Annotated in this window: 19 protein-coding genes; 3 read left to right on the top strand and 16 right to left on the bottom strand. The window is 42.8% G+C overall.

The features are described 5' to 3' along the window. Positions 1-47 precede the first annotated feature (47 nt). Entirely contained in the window at positions 48-1,175 is a 1,128-nt protein-coding gene (locus tag QSJ46_RS05805; RefSeq protein WP_212040266.1) for a M20 peptidase aminoacylase family protein, read from the top strand. A 48-nt stretch (positions 1,176-1,223) separates the two neighbouring features. Here QSJ46_RS05805 and QSJ46_RS05800 read toward each other — a convergent pair whose 3' ends face one another. The 15 genes from QSJ46_RS05800 to QSJ46_RS05730 all read right to left on the bottom strand — a co-directional run bounded on the left by QSJ46_RS05800 (position 1,224) and on the right by QSJ46_RS05730 (position 16,384). Beyond that, the gene (locus QSJ46_RS05800; RefSeq protein ID WP_107163952.1) at positions 1,224-1,946 is read right to left on the bottom strand and encodes an SDR family NAD(P)-dependent oxidoreductase; all 723 of its coding nucleotides are present in this window, start codon (positions 1,944-1,946) and stop codon (positions 1,224-1,226) included. Positions 1,947-2,056: 110 nt separating this feature from the next. Further along, a complete protein-coding gene (locus QSJ46_RS05795) occupies positions 2,057-2,812 on the bottom strand; it encodes an alpha/beta fold hydrolase (protein ID WP_224930162.1) in 756 nt (251 codons plus the stop codon). A 106-nt stretch (positions 2,813-2,918) separates the two neighbouring features. After that, positions 2,919-3,800: a glycine betaine ABC transporter substrate-binding protein gene (locus QSJ46_RS05790; RefSeq protein ID WP_039176296.1), complete on the bottom strand. Its 882-nt coding sequence runs from the start codon at positions 3,798-3,800 to the stop codon at positions 2,919-2,921. Then, the gene (gene opuAB / locus QSJ46_RS05785; protein WP_047203473.1) at positions 3,800-4,645 is read right to left on the bottom strand and encodes a glycine/proline betaine ABC transporter permease subunit OpuAB; all 846 of its coding nucleotides are present in this window, start codon (positions 4,643-4,645) and stop codon (positions 3,800-3,802) included. Before opuAB ends, QSJ46_RS05790 begins: the two co-directional genes overlap by 1 nt. A 10-nt stretch (positions 4,646-4,655) precedes the next feature. After that, the gene (gene opuAA / locus QSJ46_RS05780) at positions 4,656-5,924 is read right to left on the bottom strand and encodes a glycine/proline betaine ABC transporter ATP-binding protein OpuAA (protein ID WP_047203458.1); all 1,269 of its coding nucleotides are present in this window, start codon (positions 5,922-5,924) and stop codon (positions 4,656-4,658) included. Between the two features lie 399 nt (positions 5,925-6,323). Continuing rightward, positions 6,324-7,418, bottom strand: a complete 1,095-nt coding sequence (locus QSJ46_RS05775) for a toxic anion resistance protein (RefSeq protein WP_034283225.1) — start codon at positions 7,416-7,418, stop codon at positions 6,324-6,326. 14 nt (positions 7,419-7,432) lie between these two features. Continuing rightward, positions 7,433-9,049, bottom strand: coding sequence for a YceG family protein (locus QSJ46_RS05770; RefSeq protein ID WP_285604432.1), 1,617 nt, complete (start codon positions 9,047-9,049; stop codon positions 7,433-7,435). 70 nt (positions 9,050-9,119) lie between these two features. Continuing rightward, positions 9,120-9,935 (bottom strand): HAD family hydrolase, encoded by an 816-nt coding sequence (locus QSJ46_RS05765; RefSeq protein WP_285604431.1) that lies wholly within the window; start codon positions 9,933-9,935, stop codon positions 9,120-9,122. Next, positions 9,932-11,041, bottom strand: a complete 1,110-nt coding sequence (locus QSJ46_RS05760) for a cysteine protease StiP family protein (protein WP_212040271.1) — start codon at positions 11,039-11,041, stop codon at positions 9,932-9,934. Before QSJ46_RS05760 ends, QSJ46_RS05765 begins: the two co-directional genes overlap by 4 nt. After that, positions 11,034-12,365: a phosphoribosyltransferase family protein gene (locus QSJ46_RS05755; protein WP_285604606.1), complete on the bottom strand. Its 1,332-nt coding sequence runs from the start codon at positions 12,363-12,365 to the stop codon at positions 11,034-11,036. Before QSJ46_RS05755 ends, QSJ46_RS05760 begins: the two co-directional genes overlap by 8 nt. After that, positions 12,355-13,542, bottom strand: a complete 1,188-nt coding sequence (locus QSJ46_RS05750) for an HpcH/HpaI aldolase/citrate lyase family protein (protein WP_285604430.1) — start codon at positions 13,540-13,542, stop codon at positions 12,355-12,357. Before QSJ46_RS05750 ends, QSJ46_RS05755 begins: the two co-directional genes overlap by 11 nt. Positions 13,543-13,641: 99 nt before the next feature. Further along, entirely contained in the window at positions 13,642-14,421 is a 780-nt protein-coding gene (locus QSJ46_RS05745; protein ID WP_039176272.1) for a TerC family protein, read from the bottom strand. Between the two features lie 140 nt (positions 14,422-14,561). Beyond that, the gene (locus QSJ46_RS05740; protein ID WP_034664245.1) at positions 14,562-15,140 is read right to left on the bottom strand and encodes a TerD family protein; all 579 of its coding nucleotides are present in this window, start codon (positions 15,138-15,140) and stop codon (positions 14,562-14,564) included. Between the two features lie 39 nt (positions 15,141-15,179). Next, positions 15,180-15,761, bottom strand: a complete 582-nt coding sequence (locus QSJ46_RS05735) for a TerD family protein (protein WP_039176267.1) — start codon at positions 15,759-15,761, stop codon at positions 15,180-15,182. 20 nt (positions 15,762-15,781) lie between these two features. Beyond that, positions 15,782-16,384 carry a TerD family protein gene (locus tag QSJ46_RS05730; RefSeq protein WP_039176264.1) on the bottom strand — a complete coding sequence of 201 codons (603 nt, stop codon included), beginning with the start codon at positions 16,382-16,384 and terminating at the stop codon, positions 15,782-15,784. Between the two features lie 413 nt (positions 16,385-16,797). On the opposite strand from QSJ46_RS05730, the gene QSJ46_RS05725 reads away from it, so the two are divergent. Together QSJ46_RS05725 and QSJ46_RS05720 are read left to right on the top strand one after the other, a co-directional pair. Continuing rightward, complete coding sequence (locus QSJ46_RS05725) at positions 16,798-17,790, top strand: LLM class flavin-dependent oxidoreductase (protein WP_212040273.1); 993 nt, start codon at positions 16,798-16,800, stop codon at positions 17,788-17,790. Between the two features lie 210 nt (positions 17,791-18,000). Further along, on the top strand, positions 18,001-19,041 hold the full coding sequence (locus tag QSJ46_RS05720; RefSeq protein WP_285604429.1) for an acyltransferase family protein: 1,041 nt from the start codon (positions 18,001-18,003) through the stop codon (positions 19,039-19,041). Positions 19,042-19,061: 20 nt separating this feature from the next. On the opposite strand, the gene QSJ46_RS05715 is transcribed toward QSJ46_RS05720, so the two are convergent. Next, positions 19,062-19,841 (bottom strand): glucose 1-dehydrogenase, encoded by a 780-nt coding sequence (locus tag QSJ46_RS05715; RefSeq protein ID WP_107163943.1) that lies wholly within the window; start codon positions 19,839-19,841, stop codon positions 19,062-19,064. Positions 19,842-19,893: the final 52 nt, after the last annotated feature.

Below are 19,893 nucleotides of genomic sequence, written 5' to 3'. Positions count from 1 at the left end.
ACTAAAATAAGATTATGGCAGATTATCTGTCAGCAAGGAGGCTTCTCATGACAACTTTGACAAACGAAATGAAACAAACTGTGACAGACATCTTTGAACACCTGCACGCCCACCCAGAAATAAGCTGGGAAGAAACAAAAACGACGGCTTATATTGAAGATATATTGAAAAAATTGGGCTGCAGCACTCGAACATTTGACGACTGTACAGGGGTGATCGGTGAAATTGGAGAAGGCGCACCAGTGGTCGCTGTGAGAGCCGATATTGATGCACTTTGGCAGGAAGTAGATGGTGAGTTTCAAGCCAATCATTCATGCGGCCACGATGCACACATGACAATGGCTCTTGGTACCTTTATGGCATTAAAGGAAAAAGAACGCCCAAACGGCACGATCCGTTTCATCTTTCAGCCTGCCGAGGAAAGAGGCGGCGGTGCGCTGAAAATGATTGAAAAAGGTGTGCTGGCAGATGTCGATTACTTATATGGCGTACATGTGCGCCCAATTCAAGAAACATTAAACGGACGCTGTGCTCCTGCTATTTTGCACGGATCAAGTAATCATTACGTCGGCACCATTATTGGTGAGGAAGCGCACGGTGCACGTCCTCACCTTGGCGTCAACGTAATAGAAGTGGCTTCAACCCTCGTGCAGAGACTCGCGCATATCCATGTCGATCCACGAGTCGCCCATTCTGTGAAAATGACCAATTTACATGCTGGCGGGGGCAGCTCAAACATCATCCCAGGCAAAGCTTCATTTACATTAGATGTAAGGGCGCAAACAAACGAAGTAATGGATGAGCTAGAAAAAGAAATTGAAAGAGCGGTTCATTCTGTAGCAGATGCCTTTGGTGCTTCTATTACACTTTCAACAGACCATCGTCTGCCTGCCGCAACCTTAAATGAGGAAGCTGTCCAGATCATGTCTCATGCGATTGAACAGGTTTTAGGCCAAGAGCAGCTTGATCCCCCGATCGTCACAACAGGTGGAGAAGACTTTCACTTTTATGCAGCAAAGCTTCCGCATATCAAATCTACAATGCTCGGTTTAGGCTGTGATTTAAAGCCAGGTCTTCATCATCCGTATATGACCTTCGACCGCTCTGCAATCTTTACCGGCATTGAGATTTTGACCGAAGCTGTCTATCAAACACTCCAGCAGCATTCATCATAAAATGAAAAAGCCACCCGCCTTCTCTTCAGGGCGGGTGGTCGCTTTATATTACGCATTCAAATCTGTCATGGCTGGAACGTTGATTTCTTTCACACAAGATACCCTTGATAAATGAATCACACATCTAGCAAGCTCCACAATATCCTGTACAGGAATTCTCGTTTCATCATATAGCCTGATGGCTTTTTCAGCTCCCTCTTCATATGGGACCTCCGCCGCCAGCTCTCCTGGATTGATACAGGTGACAGATATTTTATCTTTTCTCACATGCTCTCTCAACGCATTCACAATTCCGCGCAGACCAAATTTAGATGCCACAAAGGATACCTGCGGCAGATTTGTATGATCGAGTCCGGCCGTTGAGCCAATCACGATGATTTTCCCATTCTCCGATTTCCTTACGTGCGGAAGCAGTGCCTGGATGTACGTAATGGTTGAGGTGACATTCACATTAATTAAGTGCGCAATATCCTCTGGCTGATCGTGATCAAAGGAATAATCGTCTTCAAAGCCTCGTTTTTCCCATAAACCGACGTTATAGATCAGTACATCAATCGTCTTGTTCTCCAGTGCTTCAAGCATATAAGGGATATGCGTTTGGCTTGATAAGTCGATTTTCAGCCAAATTCTATGTACACCGTCATCTATGCTCAAACTGCTTGGTTCACTTCGCGACACAATCCAAACTGTATCTCCACTTGAAGGAAGACCCTTTACAAAAGCATCTCCTAATCCTTGACTTGCACCGAATATGATATAGTTTTTACTCATAGCTCCTCCTTCTATGGCACACAAACTGAAAGCGTTTTATACCTATATCATACAGATTCTAAGAGACCACCGCCTCTTTTATGCTTATCTTCACTTATTGATTGACGCGGCTAATGGATTTCCTTTAATTCCACTGGTAGTGCACGTGCCTCTATAAAGCTTTTGATCATTTCTGTAAAAAGTTCTTTTTTCTCAAAAGTAAATGTATGTCCAATACCGGGAACGATGACACCTGCTGCCTTCGGATGTGAATTTGTTATTTTTTTTGCTGAGCGTGTCATAATGCCTTTTTCTTTTTCTCCCACTGTAACAAGAATGCGTGCCTTTGCTTGCTGAAACGTGTCTGGGAGCTTGTAATGGAGGTTTTCTTGAAACATCGTAAGAAGGGTTTTCTTCTGCAGATGTTTCGATTCCGCCGCATAATGATGCAGTACATGTTGCGAGAGCCCCATCTTTTCAGCCTGGAGCTGGATAAACCAATCTTTCTTTAATAATGGATACGTCAGTGGCAAGAGGGGTCTCACCATGAAATGGAGCCATGGCAAAGGCATCACAAGGGCGCTATTGATGACAGCGATGTCTACAATATCTGGCTCTCTTGATAACACATCAACGGCAATCTGCGCACCTAAAGAAAATCCAATCAGAATCACTTGACGTCCATTCGCGTTTTCCTTGATCCATGAGATGACTTCTTGGGCGCTTTCATTCATTGAAAATATCTGTTCTTTTGCTCTTGTCCCGTGTCCAATGAGATCAGGGGCAAAGCATTCATACGTGTCTTTAAATATTTCAACCTGCTCCTGCCACATCCAGCTGCTTACTCCTCCACCATGCAGAAAAATCATGATTGACCTATCCATCATCGACGACAACTCCATCCTTCTATATAAGAAAAAAGCAGCCGCTTTTTGAGCAGACTGCTTTTTCCACATGCTCCCTTCTATTATAAGGGAACCACTACATCATTGACTATTTTTTCAAATCTTCAATGGAGTTTACGTTCTTCATATATTTCGGAACAACTAGCCCCATTCGAAGGCCTTTCATACTTGTACCAAGGTCATCATATTTCCCTTTAAACTTCGCTGCATATGTTTTATGCGTATTTGGCAGCCAAGCGGATAATGATGCATCCGCACTTCCGGTTGCAATTGCTGTCCACATTGGACCTGCTTCAACCTGAGTCAAAGTCACATTAAACCCGAGTTCACGCAATACTTCTGCCGCAACATTGGTACTTGCAATCTCACTATCCCATGCAACGTAGGCAAGATTGACTTTTCCACCATTCGACTTTTTCACGCCTTTTGTCCATTTCGCTACTTGGTCTTTATGTTTTTTCACATATTTTATGGCAGCATCCTTTGGTTTCACACCATCTTGAATATCAATCATGACTTCGCCCATGTCATCTTGAGACCATTTAAACTGACTAAGCATTTTGGCTGCTTCTGGCTGATCCTTTGCAAAGCCTTTACGTGAAATCGTATGAATTTCTTCCGCTTCACCGTAAGATTTTTTTGGATCATCTAAATATTTTAAATCATAGCGGGAAAACATCCAGTGTGGATTCCAGCCAGTGATGATGATTGGCTTTTTACGGTCGTAAGATTTTTTGAGTGTTGCCGTCATGGCTGCACTTGATGCAGACACAACCGTCCAATCCTCTAAACCGTAATCCTTTTTCGCTTGATCTGTCAGTGCCATAATCCCTGAACCTGGATCGATTCCGATAATGGTTTTATTCACCTGCTGTGCTGCACTCGCATTTGAATCTGTCTGCGCACCGCAAGCGGCTAGTAAAAAGACAAGCAGGGCGGTCATCCCAATGTAGAGAGACTTTTTCCACATTAAGCATTCCCCCTGGTTTTTTTCGTTTTAATGTTTTGTGTAATACGGTCAAGTGTAATCGCCACAATAACAATGGCAATACCTGCTTCAAAACCAATACCTGTTTTCAGCTGGGTTACCGCACTATATACTTCTGAACCAAGTCCTGGTGCACCTACCATTGCTGCAATCACGACCATTGATAGAGCCAGCATGATACTTTGGTTAATACCAGCTAATATGGTTTTTGTTGCAAGTGGAAGCTGAACTTTGAATAAACGCTGGAATGTCGTTGAACCAAATGCTTCTGTTGCTTCAATTAAATCAGCTGGTACTTGTTTAATACCGAGAATGGTCATACGGATCGTTGGCGGCATGGAGAAGATAACCGATGCCACAACCCCAGGAACAACCCCAATATTAAAGAAGAAGATCGCTGGTAATAGATAAACGAATGCAGGCATTGTCTGCATTAAATCTAAAATAGGTGTCACAATTTTACGCACAGTTTCCTTCTGTGATGCCCAAATACCGATCGGAACCCCGATCACAATAGAAATGACCACAGCGGTCAAAACGAGCGCAAGTGTTTGAAGCATTGGATGCCAGTAGCCTAAATAGTCAATCAGTAAAAATCCAATAAGTGTGAAAAGAGCAACTCCTCTTGTACTGATCCACCAAGCAATGCCGGCAAAAATAAGGGTTAAAATAATGGATGGAATGACGCCAAGTGCCGCCACAATCCCATTTACTGTTCCTGCTAATCCATTTGTGATGCCATCAAAGAAACCACCAAACGTTAATGTTAACCAGTCAACAAATTGATCGATATAATCCGCAAACGGAATTCTAGGTAAATCACTCATACTAAACATTTTATTCTACCTCCTGTGCAGAAGGCTCTTGTGTTTTAATTTCCTCAAGCTTGTTAGAAGACATGTTGATATACTCATCATTACCTGATAACGCACCAATTAATGCACCTCTGACCACAATACCCTTCATTCTGTTTTTCTCATCAACAACGGCAATTGGAATGTTTGCTGCATCAGACACTGCATCAAAGATTTCTGTCAAATACGTAGATTCCAATACAGTCGTGAATTCTTTATCGAGAACCGTTTCAAGCGACGCTCCCGTTTCTGCTGCTTTTTTCGCTGCTTGAGCAGAAATAACACCTAATAAATGTTTTTTCTTATCTACTGCATAGATAGACGAAATCCCAAGGTTTTTCATGAGCGTAAGCGCAACACGTGCCCCTTTATCGATCTGAACTGTTTCTGCACGTTTCATAATATGACCAGCGGTTAATACTTTAGAAAGGTCAACATCTTCAACGAAACGTTCAACATATTCATTCGATGGGTTCATCAGAATTTCTTCTGGTGTTCCGATTTGAACGATATTTCCGTCCTTCATGAGCACAATGCGGTCGCCAATACGAAGCGCCTCATCTAAATCATGGGTAATGAAAATAATCGTTTTTCCTACAGATGTATGAAGCTCAAGCAATTCATCCTGCATATCTTTACGAATTAATGGATCTAGTGCACTGAATGCTTCATCCATTAATAAAATGTCAGGGTCATTTGCTAACGCACGTGCCAATCCAACACGCTGCTGCATCCCACCACTTAATTGATTCGGGTATTGCTCTTCAAAGCCTTCAAGTCCAACAAGCTTTAAAGATTCAAGCGCTTTTGGTCTGCGCTCTTCTTTATCTACACCTTGCAATTCAAGACCATACTCTGTGTTCTCAAGAATTGTACGGTGCGGGAACAATGCGAAGTTTTGGAAAACCATGCTGATCTTTTTCCGTCTGACTTCACGCAATTGATCCTTTGACATATTTGTTATCATATCCCCATCAATATAAATTTCACCGGAGGTTGGTTCGATTAACCTGTTTAGCATCCGCACAAGTGTGGACTTTCCGCTCCCTGATAGCCCCATGATGACAAATATCTCGCCGTCATAAACATCAAAATTTGCTCGATTGACACCAACTGTTGCGCCGGTCTCTTTTAGGATCTCTCTTTTTGTTTTCCCGTTTTCAAGCATTTGAGATGCTTTTTTAGCATTTTTACCGAAAATTTTAGATACATTATTTATCTTGATTTTGATATTTCTCTCTTCAGAATTCATATTTTCCCTCCAAATTAGCATCTTTATAACCGTAACATAAGCGTTATGATGCGAACAATCTTTAGAATTCGCTTATTTCCCCACAATATGTATGAATTCCATATAGAGGTCTGGTCATTAGAGTTTATACGCCGTATTACTCGTAAATCCTATAGAATGCTTCATAAACTACATATTTTACGGGGTATTTCCTCTCACCAGACAATATTTTACTGGAAATTCCTGATTGTGCTAAAAAATAAGTCGAATCCTCGTCATAGCAGTTTTTTTGAATCATGGGCGAACCATTCCCCTGAACATGATTTACCCGAAAATGGTCACATAAAAACCTTTTTTCTCAAATTTTAATGAAATTCATAAAAAACTGCCTACAACTTTAGTTACAGACAGCTTGTTTTTTTAGGACTCTAGGGCAGCCCGCTTAATATTATCTTGGAGCTCAAGCATACGTTTTGTTCCATCTTCGCGTAATCGCTTGTTCTCTTCTTCGATCTGTTTCGTCTCTTTCATCCCTTGTACAATTGTATTAAAGGAAGATTCGATCGTTTCAATGTCGATGCTTGGACGGCCGGATAATTTGGCAATCTCCACACTTTGACTTGAAATGTTTTCAGCATTTCGTTTCAGCATTTCATTTGTTCTTCTATCCAACTCACTCATGGAATCAGCGACAAGCTTTTGTCTCTTCGCTGTCACAGCTTGAATGATCCCATTTTTGAAAATTGGAATCGTGATGATAAAGGCAGAGTTGATTTTACCGATTAATTTCGTATTCCCACGCTGAAGCAAACGGATTTGCGGTGCCGTTTGAAGCGCGACCATTCTTGCCATATCAAGGTCATATACACGCTCTTCAAGCGCTTGAATCCCATTACGAAGCGTATCAAGCTCCATTTGTGCCAGCTGGTTTCCACTAGCTGCTTTTTCTTCATATGAAGGAACCAATTGCTTCAATTCTTCAATTTTCATTTGACCGGCTACGACATACTTTTCAAGCTCCATGTAGTATTGAATGTTATGCTCATACATTTCTTCAAGCGTCACAGTCGATTTGGTCATTTCATCTTTATATTTACTAATTTCTACATTAATTTTTTCAATCTCTGCACCGAGCGTTTGATATTTACTAAAAATCTTTTCAATCATGCTGCCGCCGCGTTTAAAGATTTTTGACAACAAACCACCCTTCGGTTCGTCAAAATCATTTTTATCAAAGCGATCCATAATCTTACCAAGCTGCGTCAGCATTGTTCCTGAGTCAGTCACGCTTGTTGAACGCATCATTGAAAGGATACGATCAGAAAACTTAGAGATTTCAACGGCTGGCTGTTTTCCGTATTCAAGAAGCTCAAGCTGATTTTTCGCATCGATCTGTCTCGCAATATTTTGCACTTCTGGTTCGTTTCGAAGCTGAACGCGAATATCGTCTGCCTTCTCAATCGTGATTTCCTCTTTATCAATTGAAATGATGTCATTTCCGTTTGTATTTGTCATAAGCTTTGATCTCCTTATCGGTTTTTAATGGATTGAAATAACTTTCTAACGATGGACGGCTCTTTAAACTCCTGGTTCATGACCATCTCATCAAGCCAATGGGTATCAAATAATTGGTCATCGATATACCGTTCGATACACTGATATCCCGCTGGATGATATACGAAGAGATCCACACCCATTTCATTTAGGAAAATCAGGGCGGCCGCATCAGAACGAGTCAGCTCCCCATTATATTCCGTGTGGTATAAAATCACTTTCGGTACGGTTTGTGCATAATCAAAAGTTTGAATCAGTTCAATGAGATCCTGGCTCAAATGCAGAACCTGCTTGAATAAATAAATGCGGACATCTAATTCGGTTTCATTGCCTTCTTTTAATAGCTTCGGATGCTGACAGATTCGAGATATCGCCTCTGCTATCGCACGCTGCGCGCCCTCATATAGATGAGAAAACTGCCACACATTGCTTTTCATTAATAATTCAGGATCAATCTCTCCAGTAGCAGAAAGTGCATGCTGATAATGAAATTGATAATTCGAAGTCACTTCTTTCGTAAAAGGAAAATGGCGAATGGTCTTCGCCTCTTTCCCCTCCATTAACGTGTGAATGCGATCCCAGTATTCACGCTTGTCTCGTGTGACCCCCATCATTTTCGCAAAGAGATTCGGAATCTGTATCGTGTCCCGATCTGCTTTAAAGTTCGGGCGGATAAAGGATCGTTCCTTTGCAATTAAAAACAGCTCATCATACGTTGTCTTCAGCGTAATGGAATGAGGAGTATGATCTCTGAATTGCCACGGCTTATACAGCATTGAATCTTCCGTGTGAAGCACCTCTTCAAGCTCTCTTGTCGAGCGGTACGCCACCGTTGATTTCCTCTCAGGCTTTTCAGTAGGGAACGGCTCAAGCTTTGAAGTCCCCGGGTACTGATCAATAAAAGTCAGCTTTTCTTCTGGATCTAATTCGCGGAACGAATCCTCGCCTTCTGGATGAAATAGCACAACATCACAGCCAATCAGCATGACATAGTAAAGAAAATAAAGCTGACTTTTATTCGCCTTTCCATACCAAATGACAGCCGGCATTTTTTCTTCTATATTGACTTCCTTGAGCCATGGACCTAGATGGTTATTTGAAAACTTCACGACATCCAGCAAGACCCGGCGGAAATCAGGATGCTGAAATCCACCCTCATGCAGCTGCTTGAAATGCTCAAACACCTTGATCAATGAAAGACGGATATGCCGGTTCATCACAGGGTTTGGATGGCGTACAATCAGCTGTTCACCATCTAAAAAAGCCACAAAGCGATTCACGGACAATCCCTTTTCTTCTTGGTTAATCAAATGAATTCGCTGCAACGCTTGAAAATGCTCTGGCTCAATATGACGATTGAGCGTTTCACTTAAAATATGCATGCCTTCTGTTTCGTATAATTCATGTAAATAAATAAAATAATCGGTTGCATCATGCGGAGTTCCAAGGACCCGGGCGGCGAGACGCGGTAAGGACAACGTATGCTCGTCCTTTACATAACCGTCTCTTTCAGGGAGCGGCTTTTTCAGCACGTTTTTCCAGGCTTCCTGCTCTGCCCGTGTTTGGGTGACATTGATTTCTTTATAACTCACGCCGCTCCTTCCTTTCTCCTATATTTTCTCGAAAGCTACTACTATCATATCATTCAGCCTTCTACTTCTGCTATCGAATCGAAGGCTTTTTTGCGTTCGTCATCTGCTCGATGACAGAAGCGGTGATTTCATCCGCTGCGGCCATGCCAGATGCTGCTGTCGGCTCAAGTTCTGGGTCAAAGTCGAGAACTTCTCCATGCCTTGGGGCAAAACCCTTATCTGATTGACGAATGAGCCCCGCATCTAACAGGGAATCACCCGCACCATAGACGTATTCAAGCTTCAGCCTGTCCTTTAGAAAAGCAACAGCATCCCACTTATTAAGCGGCTGTGGAATAAAATAAAGCTTCCGTCCCTGAAGAGAAACCTGCCAGCCTCTCTCCTCACCCCACAGCTTCAATTCAGCAATTGGTATGTGAGATAAATACTCATCTTTCATAATCAAATAAAGAAATCTTCCCTCTGCTGTACGGGTACGCTTCACCCAAGCCGCAACCGGAAGTTCGGAGATCGCCCTCAGCATCTCTCTGACTGGCATACACTCCCTAAGTCTCTCATCAACAATGGCCTGCCAATCCTCAAGCGGCTTGCCATGGTGAAGGATACAGCCCCCGTTTGTTGTGACAGCATACTCCGGTTGAAGCTCTTGCTCAAAGAAGGTGATCCGTTCATACTGTGCAGTTGTTCTTGTCGTCACTGGAATGAACCAGCCTGATTGATGAATCGTCTGCAAGGATTTTTTCGTTTCAACAGACATATAGGAAAGCGGCCGTTCGTCCAGCACCTCAACTAAATCATACTCTCCTTCATACGCATACTGGTCAAGCACTCGATGTGAGTAAATAAGTGTCCGGTCTAAATCACTGGCAAATGCATATGTCTTCATGACGTTTGCTCCAGCGGGCGAATTAACCCACAGCACGTGTAGGACATATTGGCATATTCAATAACAGGAACACCTCTGTCCTCTGCCAAAAGCAAAATATGCTTCAGCTTCTCCTGAGATCCAGGCTGAATCAAGATTTTCCACGGGATTCTTCTAAGCAGCACGCGGGTCGTCTCACCAACACCCGGCTTAATCAAATGTGTATTTTTAATTTGAAACTCCTGACCGATTGCTTCAATGGATGCCATTCCGCGCCAATCTGCCGGCGTCCCTTGCGTAAGTATGGTTTCTGCTTTCTCTTGAACATTTGGTCCGAGGCTGGAAAATGCATCTTCAATCGTATCCACATACTGATTGGACACATCCTCATCAAGCAGCTCTTTATAATACTTTGCCCCATGGAAATCATCGGCATTGATCCAGCGGTTGTTTAATACCGTACGACTGACAAGCCCTGATACCGTCGAATTCAGACAGGCACTTGGAATAAGAAAGTCCTCTCTCGTTCCATATACATGTGTACAATAGCCAGGATCAGCCAGTACAGCCAGCTCACTCGAAAGACGCACGCCATATTTTTTTTCAAAATCAATCACAGCTTTTTCGAGCTCTTTCGAAATCGCACCTTTTCCAGTCCATCCATCGATAAAAGCAATTTCAAAACCTGGATGTTCTTTCAGCATATAATGCAGTGCATTCTCGTCTATTCCGCGATCGCGAATAATAGAGATGCTGTAATGAGGCAGATCGATACCATATGTCTTTCGAATATATCGTTTGATTAGCACCCCGATCGGTGTTCCTGCACGCGCCAAGCTGCAAAGCACGGTTTTGAAGCCTCGCTTTTTCACAATCTGTTCTGCTACAACAGCTACTGCTTCGGCTACCTTTTCCTTACTTTCTTCAAGAGATTGATAGAATAAAGTCATATAAGATGCCGTTGGTTTATATTCAATTGGCAGCATTTCTGAATAATGCGCACCACTCTGAATTGAACGCTCCCGCTCTTCTGTACTTTTCTCCATCTCAATAGAGGATAAATCTTTGAGTAAGAAGGTTACATCCTGCTCTGGATAGCTTCCCATCTTTGTATACACGTTAGCCATTCACCTTCACCTCGTCTGATAAAGTCACAATATGCACATGCTTCACATGTCGCTCGGCAAATAAATGAATAAGCGGAAGCAATGCCTCCTGAGAGACCTTTTTCTCAAAAAAGAGAAATACATCATCATATTCACCCTTTGGAATGTTGTACACGTAGTGCTGAATTCGGGCATCTTCTGGATTCATAAAGGTAAACCCATTTTGAACAGCGTATCCATTCTTTTCGACTGGATGAATAGGACTTCTCGTTGTTGAATGAAAGCGAATGCCTTCACCCATATGTGCAGACAGTCTCATCGGTACATACATCAGCTCACCTGTCCCTAAGCAGAGTGTTTGCTTTCCTTTGCGTTCCTGCCGCAGCTTCAATCCCGCTTCAGCAGCTGCTTGGTCGAGCGCTGCCGTATCTGCTGCGTTTAAACCAAAACGGCCCGTTTCATGTATATATGGCGAATGACCAGCCGAATTTGCTGCATGAGAAAGTGAATACGGCACTTGCTTAAAGAAAGATTGAAGAGAATGAAAAGAGAGACTTGGCGGCTTCTCTTGCTCCGCAATCTCATACGAATAAGCTGGTTCATCAAGCGTTTTGCCTCTAAAGACCATCTGCCCTTTTAATAAGGACAATGATGTGATGTGAATTCCGAGCTCCTCTTCAAGCTGGCACATGGCTTTCTCATGCTCCTCCGTCCGCCAGTCCAAAATGGAAAGAATGGTATAAGAATGCCGCGGGTACTTTGCATGAAGGTCACGAATGATGTTGATATTTGTACGGCCTGTCGTGACTTCATCATCTACTAACACGATGGGGCGGTCTGTGCGAAGTAATGATTCATCTGCATAACAAAGCTGATCCGTTGCATGCGAATGTTCTTCTTCAAATACCAATGACGGGTCAAGACCCAGCAGCTGTTCACGTGTCGTATGAATGTAAGATGCGCCTTCTAGCACATCATACACACCATGTCCAAGGGCTGTTGCGGTTTCCGCAAAGCCGATGACGACAGGCTCATTGCCAGCTGCTAGCTTTTCTTTTTTGAGTGTTTCATAGGCTGCCGTTAACGCCGCGTGATCATCCGTCTTGAGTGCCTCTACAAGAAAATCTTTGTACTGAGGCGTCTGTCCCGTTTGCTCTTTGGCATATGCCATCGCTAAAAGACCCGAGACAAGGAGCGGTTTCACTGGATGAACAGGAATATGCTTTCCAAGCACCTTACTAACGAATAAAAAGGCTCTTTTTTTGTTCACCCTTGCTGCCATCTCAAAAAGATGCTCTTTCTCCAGCTGGAGCGCACCTTCTTTGAGGTCAAGCTCAACCTCCATATGTTCCAAGATGTTCAGCGTATGTCGCTTCTGATTCTGTGAGTATGTCGATATAGCTTCTATTTTCATGAAACACCCCGTAAATGTCTGACTTAATTAATATCTGCTCTGCCCACCTGTAATGGGGCTTCGTTTCATTCATCTTATTAGAGAAGGCACTCTTCATTACGCCAACTGTGCCGTCAGCATGTTCTAAAATACTTAATGCATCCATGTACTCTTCCTTTGTCACAACGTACATGCTTTGCACTGGCTTGAGATGTGTTGGATGGATCACTGTTTTCCCATGTATGCCATTGGCTACATCGAGTTTTGTCTCCTTGAGTAAACCTTGTACATCATCGAATTCAGATAAGGACAGCTCACCGCCCTTAGAAAGCGCACGGATGAATGGTTTTTGTTCCTTTCGTGCAGGGCCAAAATGCTCCCATACAGCACCTGAAACAACAAAGGAACGGCCAAAATAATTGATCATATCTGTGATCAAATCAGCAATCAATCTGATTTCATAGATGGTGGTGTCACGATCACGGCGAATGCCATATAAGCCGCAAAGATCCGTTGCCCCAATACGAATATTCAAAATATATTCTTCATCATTCAGCATGATCTGCTTTAACTCTGACAGCACCGTATATCTTGTATCTTTTTCTAATAAATCGGGTGTTTCCAAAATGGGCATACCGTACAGCGTTGTCTTCGTTTGTGCTGAAACCTGTTTCAAGCTGTCCAAATAATTCTTCGCATTATGAATAGAACACTTTGGAAATACAAAACCCGTCAATAAATGAAGAGATGAACCAAGCAAATCTGCCATTTTGAGCAGCTGCTTCGGCGAACGAACCCGAATAAATAAAAGCGGCAATTGTTCAGCCGTTTCAGGCATATGCGTCAATTTGTCCGACAGTTTGGCGAGTTGTACCACTAGATTCTGCTCAGCCATTTCCACTTCTTGATCACCGATGGCATCCTCTAAACAAAATACAACAGAGCAAAGTGCTTCATATTTCTGCGACAGCAGCATGTCTGCTATATCCTGTCTTGTTGCAGGCATATACAAAGTAGCACCTAATGCATGCGCAAGTACGTGCCTTGGCGTCATCAAATGCATCGTCCCCGGCCGTTTGAAAAAAATATCGTGCTGCCTCGCCTCTGATAAAAACTGAAAATACCGCATGCTGTGCCACCTCCTGTTGTTGAGAGAAAATCGAACAAATGACTTGATGATTCAAAAAAGGATGGAGCCGCTAATCAACTCCATTCCTTTTTGATCGTCCTATTCTTCTTTTGAAGCCGCAGCTTCGTTTGTTACACCTTGATGTTTCTTCTTATTGATTTTATGAACAATAAACGTTCCGATAAATGCTAGGATAATAATCGCAAAGAATACAAGATGCGGGATTTCAATGTGAGCAGCACTCAAGCCCATTTTGATCGCAATGATCCCGATAAGAATAAACGCTGTATTCTCAAGCTCTGGGATACGGTCAATAAGAACAAGGAACAACTGTGCCACTGTACGCATCATGAGAATTCCAAGCATTCCGCCTAATAGAAGAATCCATACTTCCTCAGATACAGCGAATGCTGCAAGAATACTATCAACCGAGAAGGCAAGGTCCATAATTTCTACAGAGATAACGGTTGCCCAGAATATACCAAATACCCGAATCAACCAGCCTTCTTTTTTCAATTCCTTCGCTTCATCATCGCCATCACCTAACCAGAAGTGCTTAATGACAAGCCATGCTAAGTAAGCAGCTCCAAGAACCTTAATCCACCAGAATTTAATAAGCAGCATCCCTACGCCAATGAATAGAAAACGGAAGAAATAAGCGCCAATTAATCCGTAGGTTAATGCCTTTTTACGCTGCTTTTCCGGTAAATGTTTCACCATCACAGCTAATACAAGTGCGTTATCTGCTGATAACAATCCTTCAAGCACGACAAGCGTCCCAATAAGCCCCCAAGAGACAGGGTCTGTTAACACCTCTGCCCACATATGCCAATCAAAAAACGAGGCATATGTATCCAACATATGTTTCAAAATGTCCAACTGGTTTTCCTCCTATAAGTGTAGAAGCATCAGCAGGCTTTCGCCTGCTGCTATTCTTGATCGCTGTTTCTTTCTCACTTTGGAAAAGGCCCTCATATGAGTTTTTGACAGCACCTCTTGAATTAATTTGTTTCTCTTAATTACACTTCTAACCCATAATTTTGACAAAGAGCTGCAAGGCCGCCAGAGAATCCGCTTCCGATCGCGTTAAACTTCCAATCACTACCGTGTCGGTACAATTCACATACCACAACAGCTGTTTCAATTGAGAAGTCTTCCCCTAAATCAAAACGAATCAATTCTTCCCCGCCCTCTTCATTTACAACACGAACAAATGCATTCGAGACTTGTCCAAAATTCTGGCTGCGCGTCTCTGCATCATGGATCGTAACTGTAATTCCGATACGATCAATGTTAGCAGGAATTTTCGAGAAATCAACGAGAATTTGCTCGTCATCTCCATCTCCTTCACCCGTCCGGTTATCACCTGTATGAGTGACACTGCCGCTCGGATGCTGAAGGTTATTATAGAACACAAAATCTGTATCTTGCTGACAACGATTGTTTGCATCCACCAAAAAAGCCGATGCGTCCAAATCAAATTCGGCTCCGCCAGAATATTTATTCGTATCCCAGCCAAGACCGATCATCACTTTCGTCAGCCCTGGGTTGGTTTTAGTTAAATCGACACGTTGTCCTTTTGAAAGCTGAATCGCCATATTCGTATCTCTCCTGTCTTTGAAAATAGGAAACTATCGTTATCCGATATCTAAGCCGAAGTCCGTTGCAATGCGTGCAAGACCGCCTTGATAGCCTGATCCGACAGCTGAGAATTTCCATTCCCCGCCATGACGGTATAATTCACCTACAATAATGGCTGTCTCAATTGAGAAATCCTCTGCCAAATCGTAGCGAATGAGTTCTTCATTCGAAGCCGCATTTAAAATACGTACATATGCGTTAGACACTTGTCCGAAGTTTTGACTGCGCGCTTCTGCATCATGAATGGTAATGACAAATGAAATCTTCTCAATACTTGCTGGTACAGCTGCAAGGTCAACATTGACCTGCTCGTCATCTCCGTCCCCTTCACCAGTGCGGTTATCGCCTGTATGTACGACACTGCCGCCTCCGCCAGTTGTTTGGTTGTAAAAGACAAAGTCAGATGGAGAGCTTGCTTTACCTGCTGCATCTAAAAGGAATACACTTGCGTCTAGATCAAAGTCATGTCCGCCGTCATACTTATTGACGTCCCAGCCAAGACCAACGACTACTTTTGTTAAACCCGGATTCGTTTTTGTTAAATCAATTTTTTGACCTTTCGCTAAAGAAATTCCCACTAGGAACCTCTCCCTTCTGTTTAAATGTAGTTTCTCGTAATATCGGCAAGCTTCGCATCATTTGTACCATTTCCAAGAGCCGCAAACTTCCACTCATTCTCTTGACGGTAAAGTTCTCCGACGATTAACGATGTTTTTCCTGCATAGTCATCTTTTAAATTATATTTCACTAATTCTTGATTGTTTGAACGATCAACGATGCGAATGTAAGCATTTTGAATCATACCAAAGTGTTGGTTTCTTCTAAGGGCATCATAAATGTTCACGACAAACACCAATTTATTCACATTACCCGGCACCTTGCTCAAGTTGACGAGGACTTGTTCATCATCTCCGTCTCCTTCACCAGTCAGGTTGTCACCTGTATGCTCAACACTGCCGCATTTGCTTTTTAGGTTGCCAAAATAAATCAAATCTTTATTTTCCGTAAACTTATCATTTTTCAGCATGAGCACTGAAGCATCACAATCAACATCAGCGCCGCCTCCGCCGCCAAACAGCTTTCCTAAAAACCCGCCGCCTTGTGATACAGGGTCCCAGCCAAGTCCAACAAGAATATTCGTTAGCCCTGCTTTCCCTTTTGTTAAATCAATACGTTGACCTTTTTCTAATGTAATCGCCAAATCAATCACTCCTCCAGCATAATAAAAATCTATTTATTAAGCGATGGACCCTATTAAAATCATCATACATGAAAATTCGACAAAATTCATGAAATGACATTGGAGCCTCTTACTCTTTTTTCTATTTACTAGTATATACGATCTATGTTCAAGATAGGTTTCAAACACTTTATATTTTTTTAAAGAAAGATGCACATTGAAAATAGTTCATGTCGTAAATGAAGTGTTTCATGTGAAACATTGTCGAAAGTTCCCGGTGAGCAGCTCTTGCTGATAAGGAGCGTAAGATGTGGTTTCATATGTTGATATAGAAAAGATAAAAGCATGTGTTCAAAGGATAAACCCTTTCGTTTCCTTCCACCCATTGATTTCTTTATACTTATATTCAGCATGTTGTTGAAAGGATGTTGATGATGCCATCACTTCATATATTAGATCAAGTCGCCATTCCTAAAGGTCAGTCTGCGCAGGAAACATTGATTCATACAACGCAGCTGGCTCAACTGGCTGAAACGCTTGGGTATGAGCGCTATTGGTTCGCTGAACACCACAGCACAAGAGGGCTCGCTAGTACGGCGCCTGAAATATTAATGGCTCATATTGCGGCTCATACATCGACCTTGCGTACCGGATCTGGCGGCATTTTACTTCCTCAGTACAGTCCTTTTAAAGTAGCAGAGGTCACGCGGCAGCTTGAAGCCCTTTATCCTGGACGGATTGAGATCGGAGTCGGCAAATCCCCCGGCGGGATCGAAAGGACGAGACTCGCATTGACGGACGGCGTGCATAAAGATCTGTCTCAGTTTGACCGCCAGCTGAAGGATCTTCTTTTTTACTTATCAGACAGCCTGCCTTCTGGTCATCCGCATGCAGGTGTGAAAGCTGCTCCGCTTGTTGATGCTCATCCGCCGGTTTGGCTGCTTGGACTAGGAGAAAATAGTGCCATGCAGGCGGCGGAGCTTGGAATCAACTATATTTTTGGCCACTTTATTCATCCTGCACGCGGCAAACAAGCATTTGAGACGTATCGATCACACTTTTCTCCATCTGTCTTTTCTAGGCAGCCACAATCTATGTTTGCCGTCTTTGTTATCTGCGGTGAAACAGATGAAGAAGCAGACCGGATCGCCAGCAGTACAGATTTATGGCTGCTGCGTGTTGAAAAAGGACTGGACAGCCGCGTTCCTTCTATAGAAGAAGCAAGTGCCTATCACTACACCACGCAGGAAAAGAAAAAAGTGCTGCAAAACCGCCAACGGATGATTGTCGGCTCGAAGAAAACGGTAAAAGAGCAATTACAGCCCTTGATGGACCGCTATCAAACGGATGACATCATGATTCTGAACAATTCCTTTGATCCGATTGAAAAACAACGCTCCTACAAGCGAATAGCAGAATTATTTTGAAGCCAGCTTTTCAGGCTTCTTTTTTTACATTGTCATAAAAAATGGGAAATGTAACATCAAGATGTCAAAATCCTTCCTTCTGTCATCTGATCGCAAATGTGTCTTCTAATCGTTAGCGAACTGTAAACGCATAAGAGGTGTACCTTTTATATAGTAGAGGTACATATTCAATGAACGGTTTACGACGCTGAAAAAAAGGAGATGACAGACATGAAAAAGAGACTCGATTGGGTAGATGCAGCTAAAGGAATCGGCATTCTGCTCGTGGTTATGGCGCATGTGCCCATTCCAGATTCGCTCAAGCAATTCATTTACTCTTTTCATATGCCGCTTTTCTTTTTACTATCAGGCATGATGTTTCGGTCATCCTCATCCCTTGCTTTGTCATTTATTCAGAAAAAAGCCAAAAGCTTACTCCTGCCCTATCTCTATTTCTCCATCATTACGTATGTATTTTGGTTCTCCGTTACTCGTTTTTTCGCATTCAAGGGACAAACGGATATCGACCCTTTCGTTCCGTTTACAGGTATTTTCATATCCAATGCAGATGAAGCGAGACTTACACATAACCCAGCGATTTGGTTTTTAACGACACTCTTTTTAGTGGAAATTTTATTTTTCTTTATGCATCGTCTTTCAAAAGGGAGACCTGCTGCCGTGATCTTGCTGACTATTCTTTGCGGAGGTGCTGGATATGCTTCTACCTTGCTTTTAGATCAAAGTCTTCCTTGGAATGCCAATGTCGCCTTGACGGCTGTTGTGTTTTATTCGATTGGATTTTTAGCAAAGCAGTGGTTTGTGGAATTAAAAACAGATCCAACCCTGCTTTTATGTACAGGTCTGCTTGTGCTGACGGCTTACATGCAGAGCTTTAATTCACGGATCGATATGCGCGTCAACGACTACGGTGATCTCTTTATTTTCTATACATGTGCTCTGCTCGGTTCAGCTGCCGTGATTTATTTAAGCTTTAAATTAAAAACATCCCCTATTTTGACGTATCTAGGACGAAATTCTATTGTCATTCTTGTTTTGCAGTTTGCCGGTATTGATATCATGAAAGCATTTGTTTTTTATGGACTTGGTATCAATATTGCTGATACAGCGCAGCTCTCTTGGACACTTTTTTATACGATCGGCACATTGCTGCTCATGGTGCCATGTATCTCCTTCCTGAGCAAGTACCCGATGCTGCTCGGCAAACGAGCCAAAGCTACACAACGCTACGAACAAAAAACATCCGCCGGCTGAACAGGCGGATGTTTTTCGGATTAATCATTGATTTGAGAAGGATAAAGTGTCATTCCACCATCCACAAATAAGGTGGTGCCTGTGATATATGCCGCTTCCTTAGAAACGAGGAATGCAGCAGCGGCCCCAATCTCCTTCGGTTCACCAAAGGTTCTCATCGGAATTTTCTCAAGCTGCTTTTGTTTTTTCTGTTCATCCTGCAAATCATCATTTGATTCGGTTGCCATGGTACCTGGCGCAATCGCATTGATTCGAATACCTGCTTCGGCATAATCAAGAGCCAGCGTCTTTGTCATCATATTCATTCCGCCCTTTGAAGTGGAATAATGAACGTTGAATGGGCGCGGAATCTCCTGATGGACACTGGAAATATTTAAAATAGACCCTTTGATGTCATGCTCCATCATATAGGCGAGCGCAGCCTTTGCGCCTAAAAATGCACCTGTTATGTTCACATCGATGACGTTTTGCCATTGCTCCAGCGTCATCTCATGCGGTAGCGCTTCTTCCCCGTTAAAGCCTGAATTATTGACGAATACATCTACTGTACCGAAATGTTCCAATGCTGTATCCATGATAGCTTGGATGCCTTCCTCTTTGGAGACATCTGCGTGTACTTTCACCGCCCCACCTCCGTGCTTCTGAATGGCTTGTACCGTCTCTTCAGCTCCATCTTCATCGCCTTTATAGTTTACAACCACATTCATTTCCTCTTGTCCAAACCGCAATGCGATCGCTTGTCCAATTCCTTTTGAAGAGCCTGTGACAATGGCTGTTTTCCCTTTTAAATCTTGATACATCATCATTTCCTCCATTCACGTGCTTCATCTTGTTGATACACAATGGTTACCC

This window comes from Bacillus sp. YKCMOAS1 (assembly GCF_030268125.1).
GTDB classification, from domain to species: Bacteria; Bacillota; Bacilli; order Bacillales; family Bacillaceae; genus Bacillus; species Bacillus safensis.
Note: the sequence above shows the minus strand (reverse complement) of the source record. Positions and strands in the feature narration are given on the sequence as shown.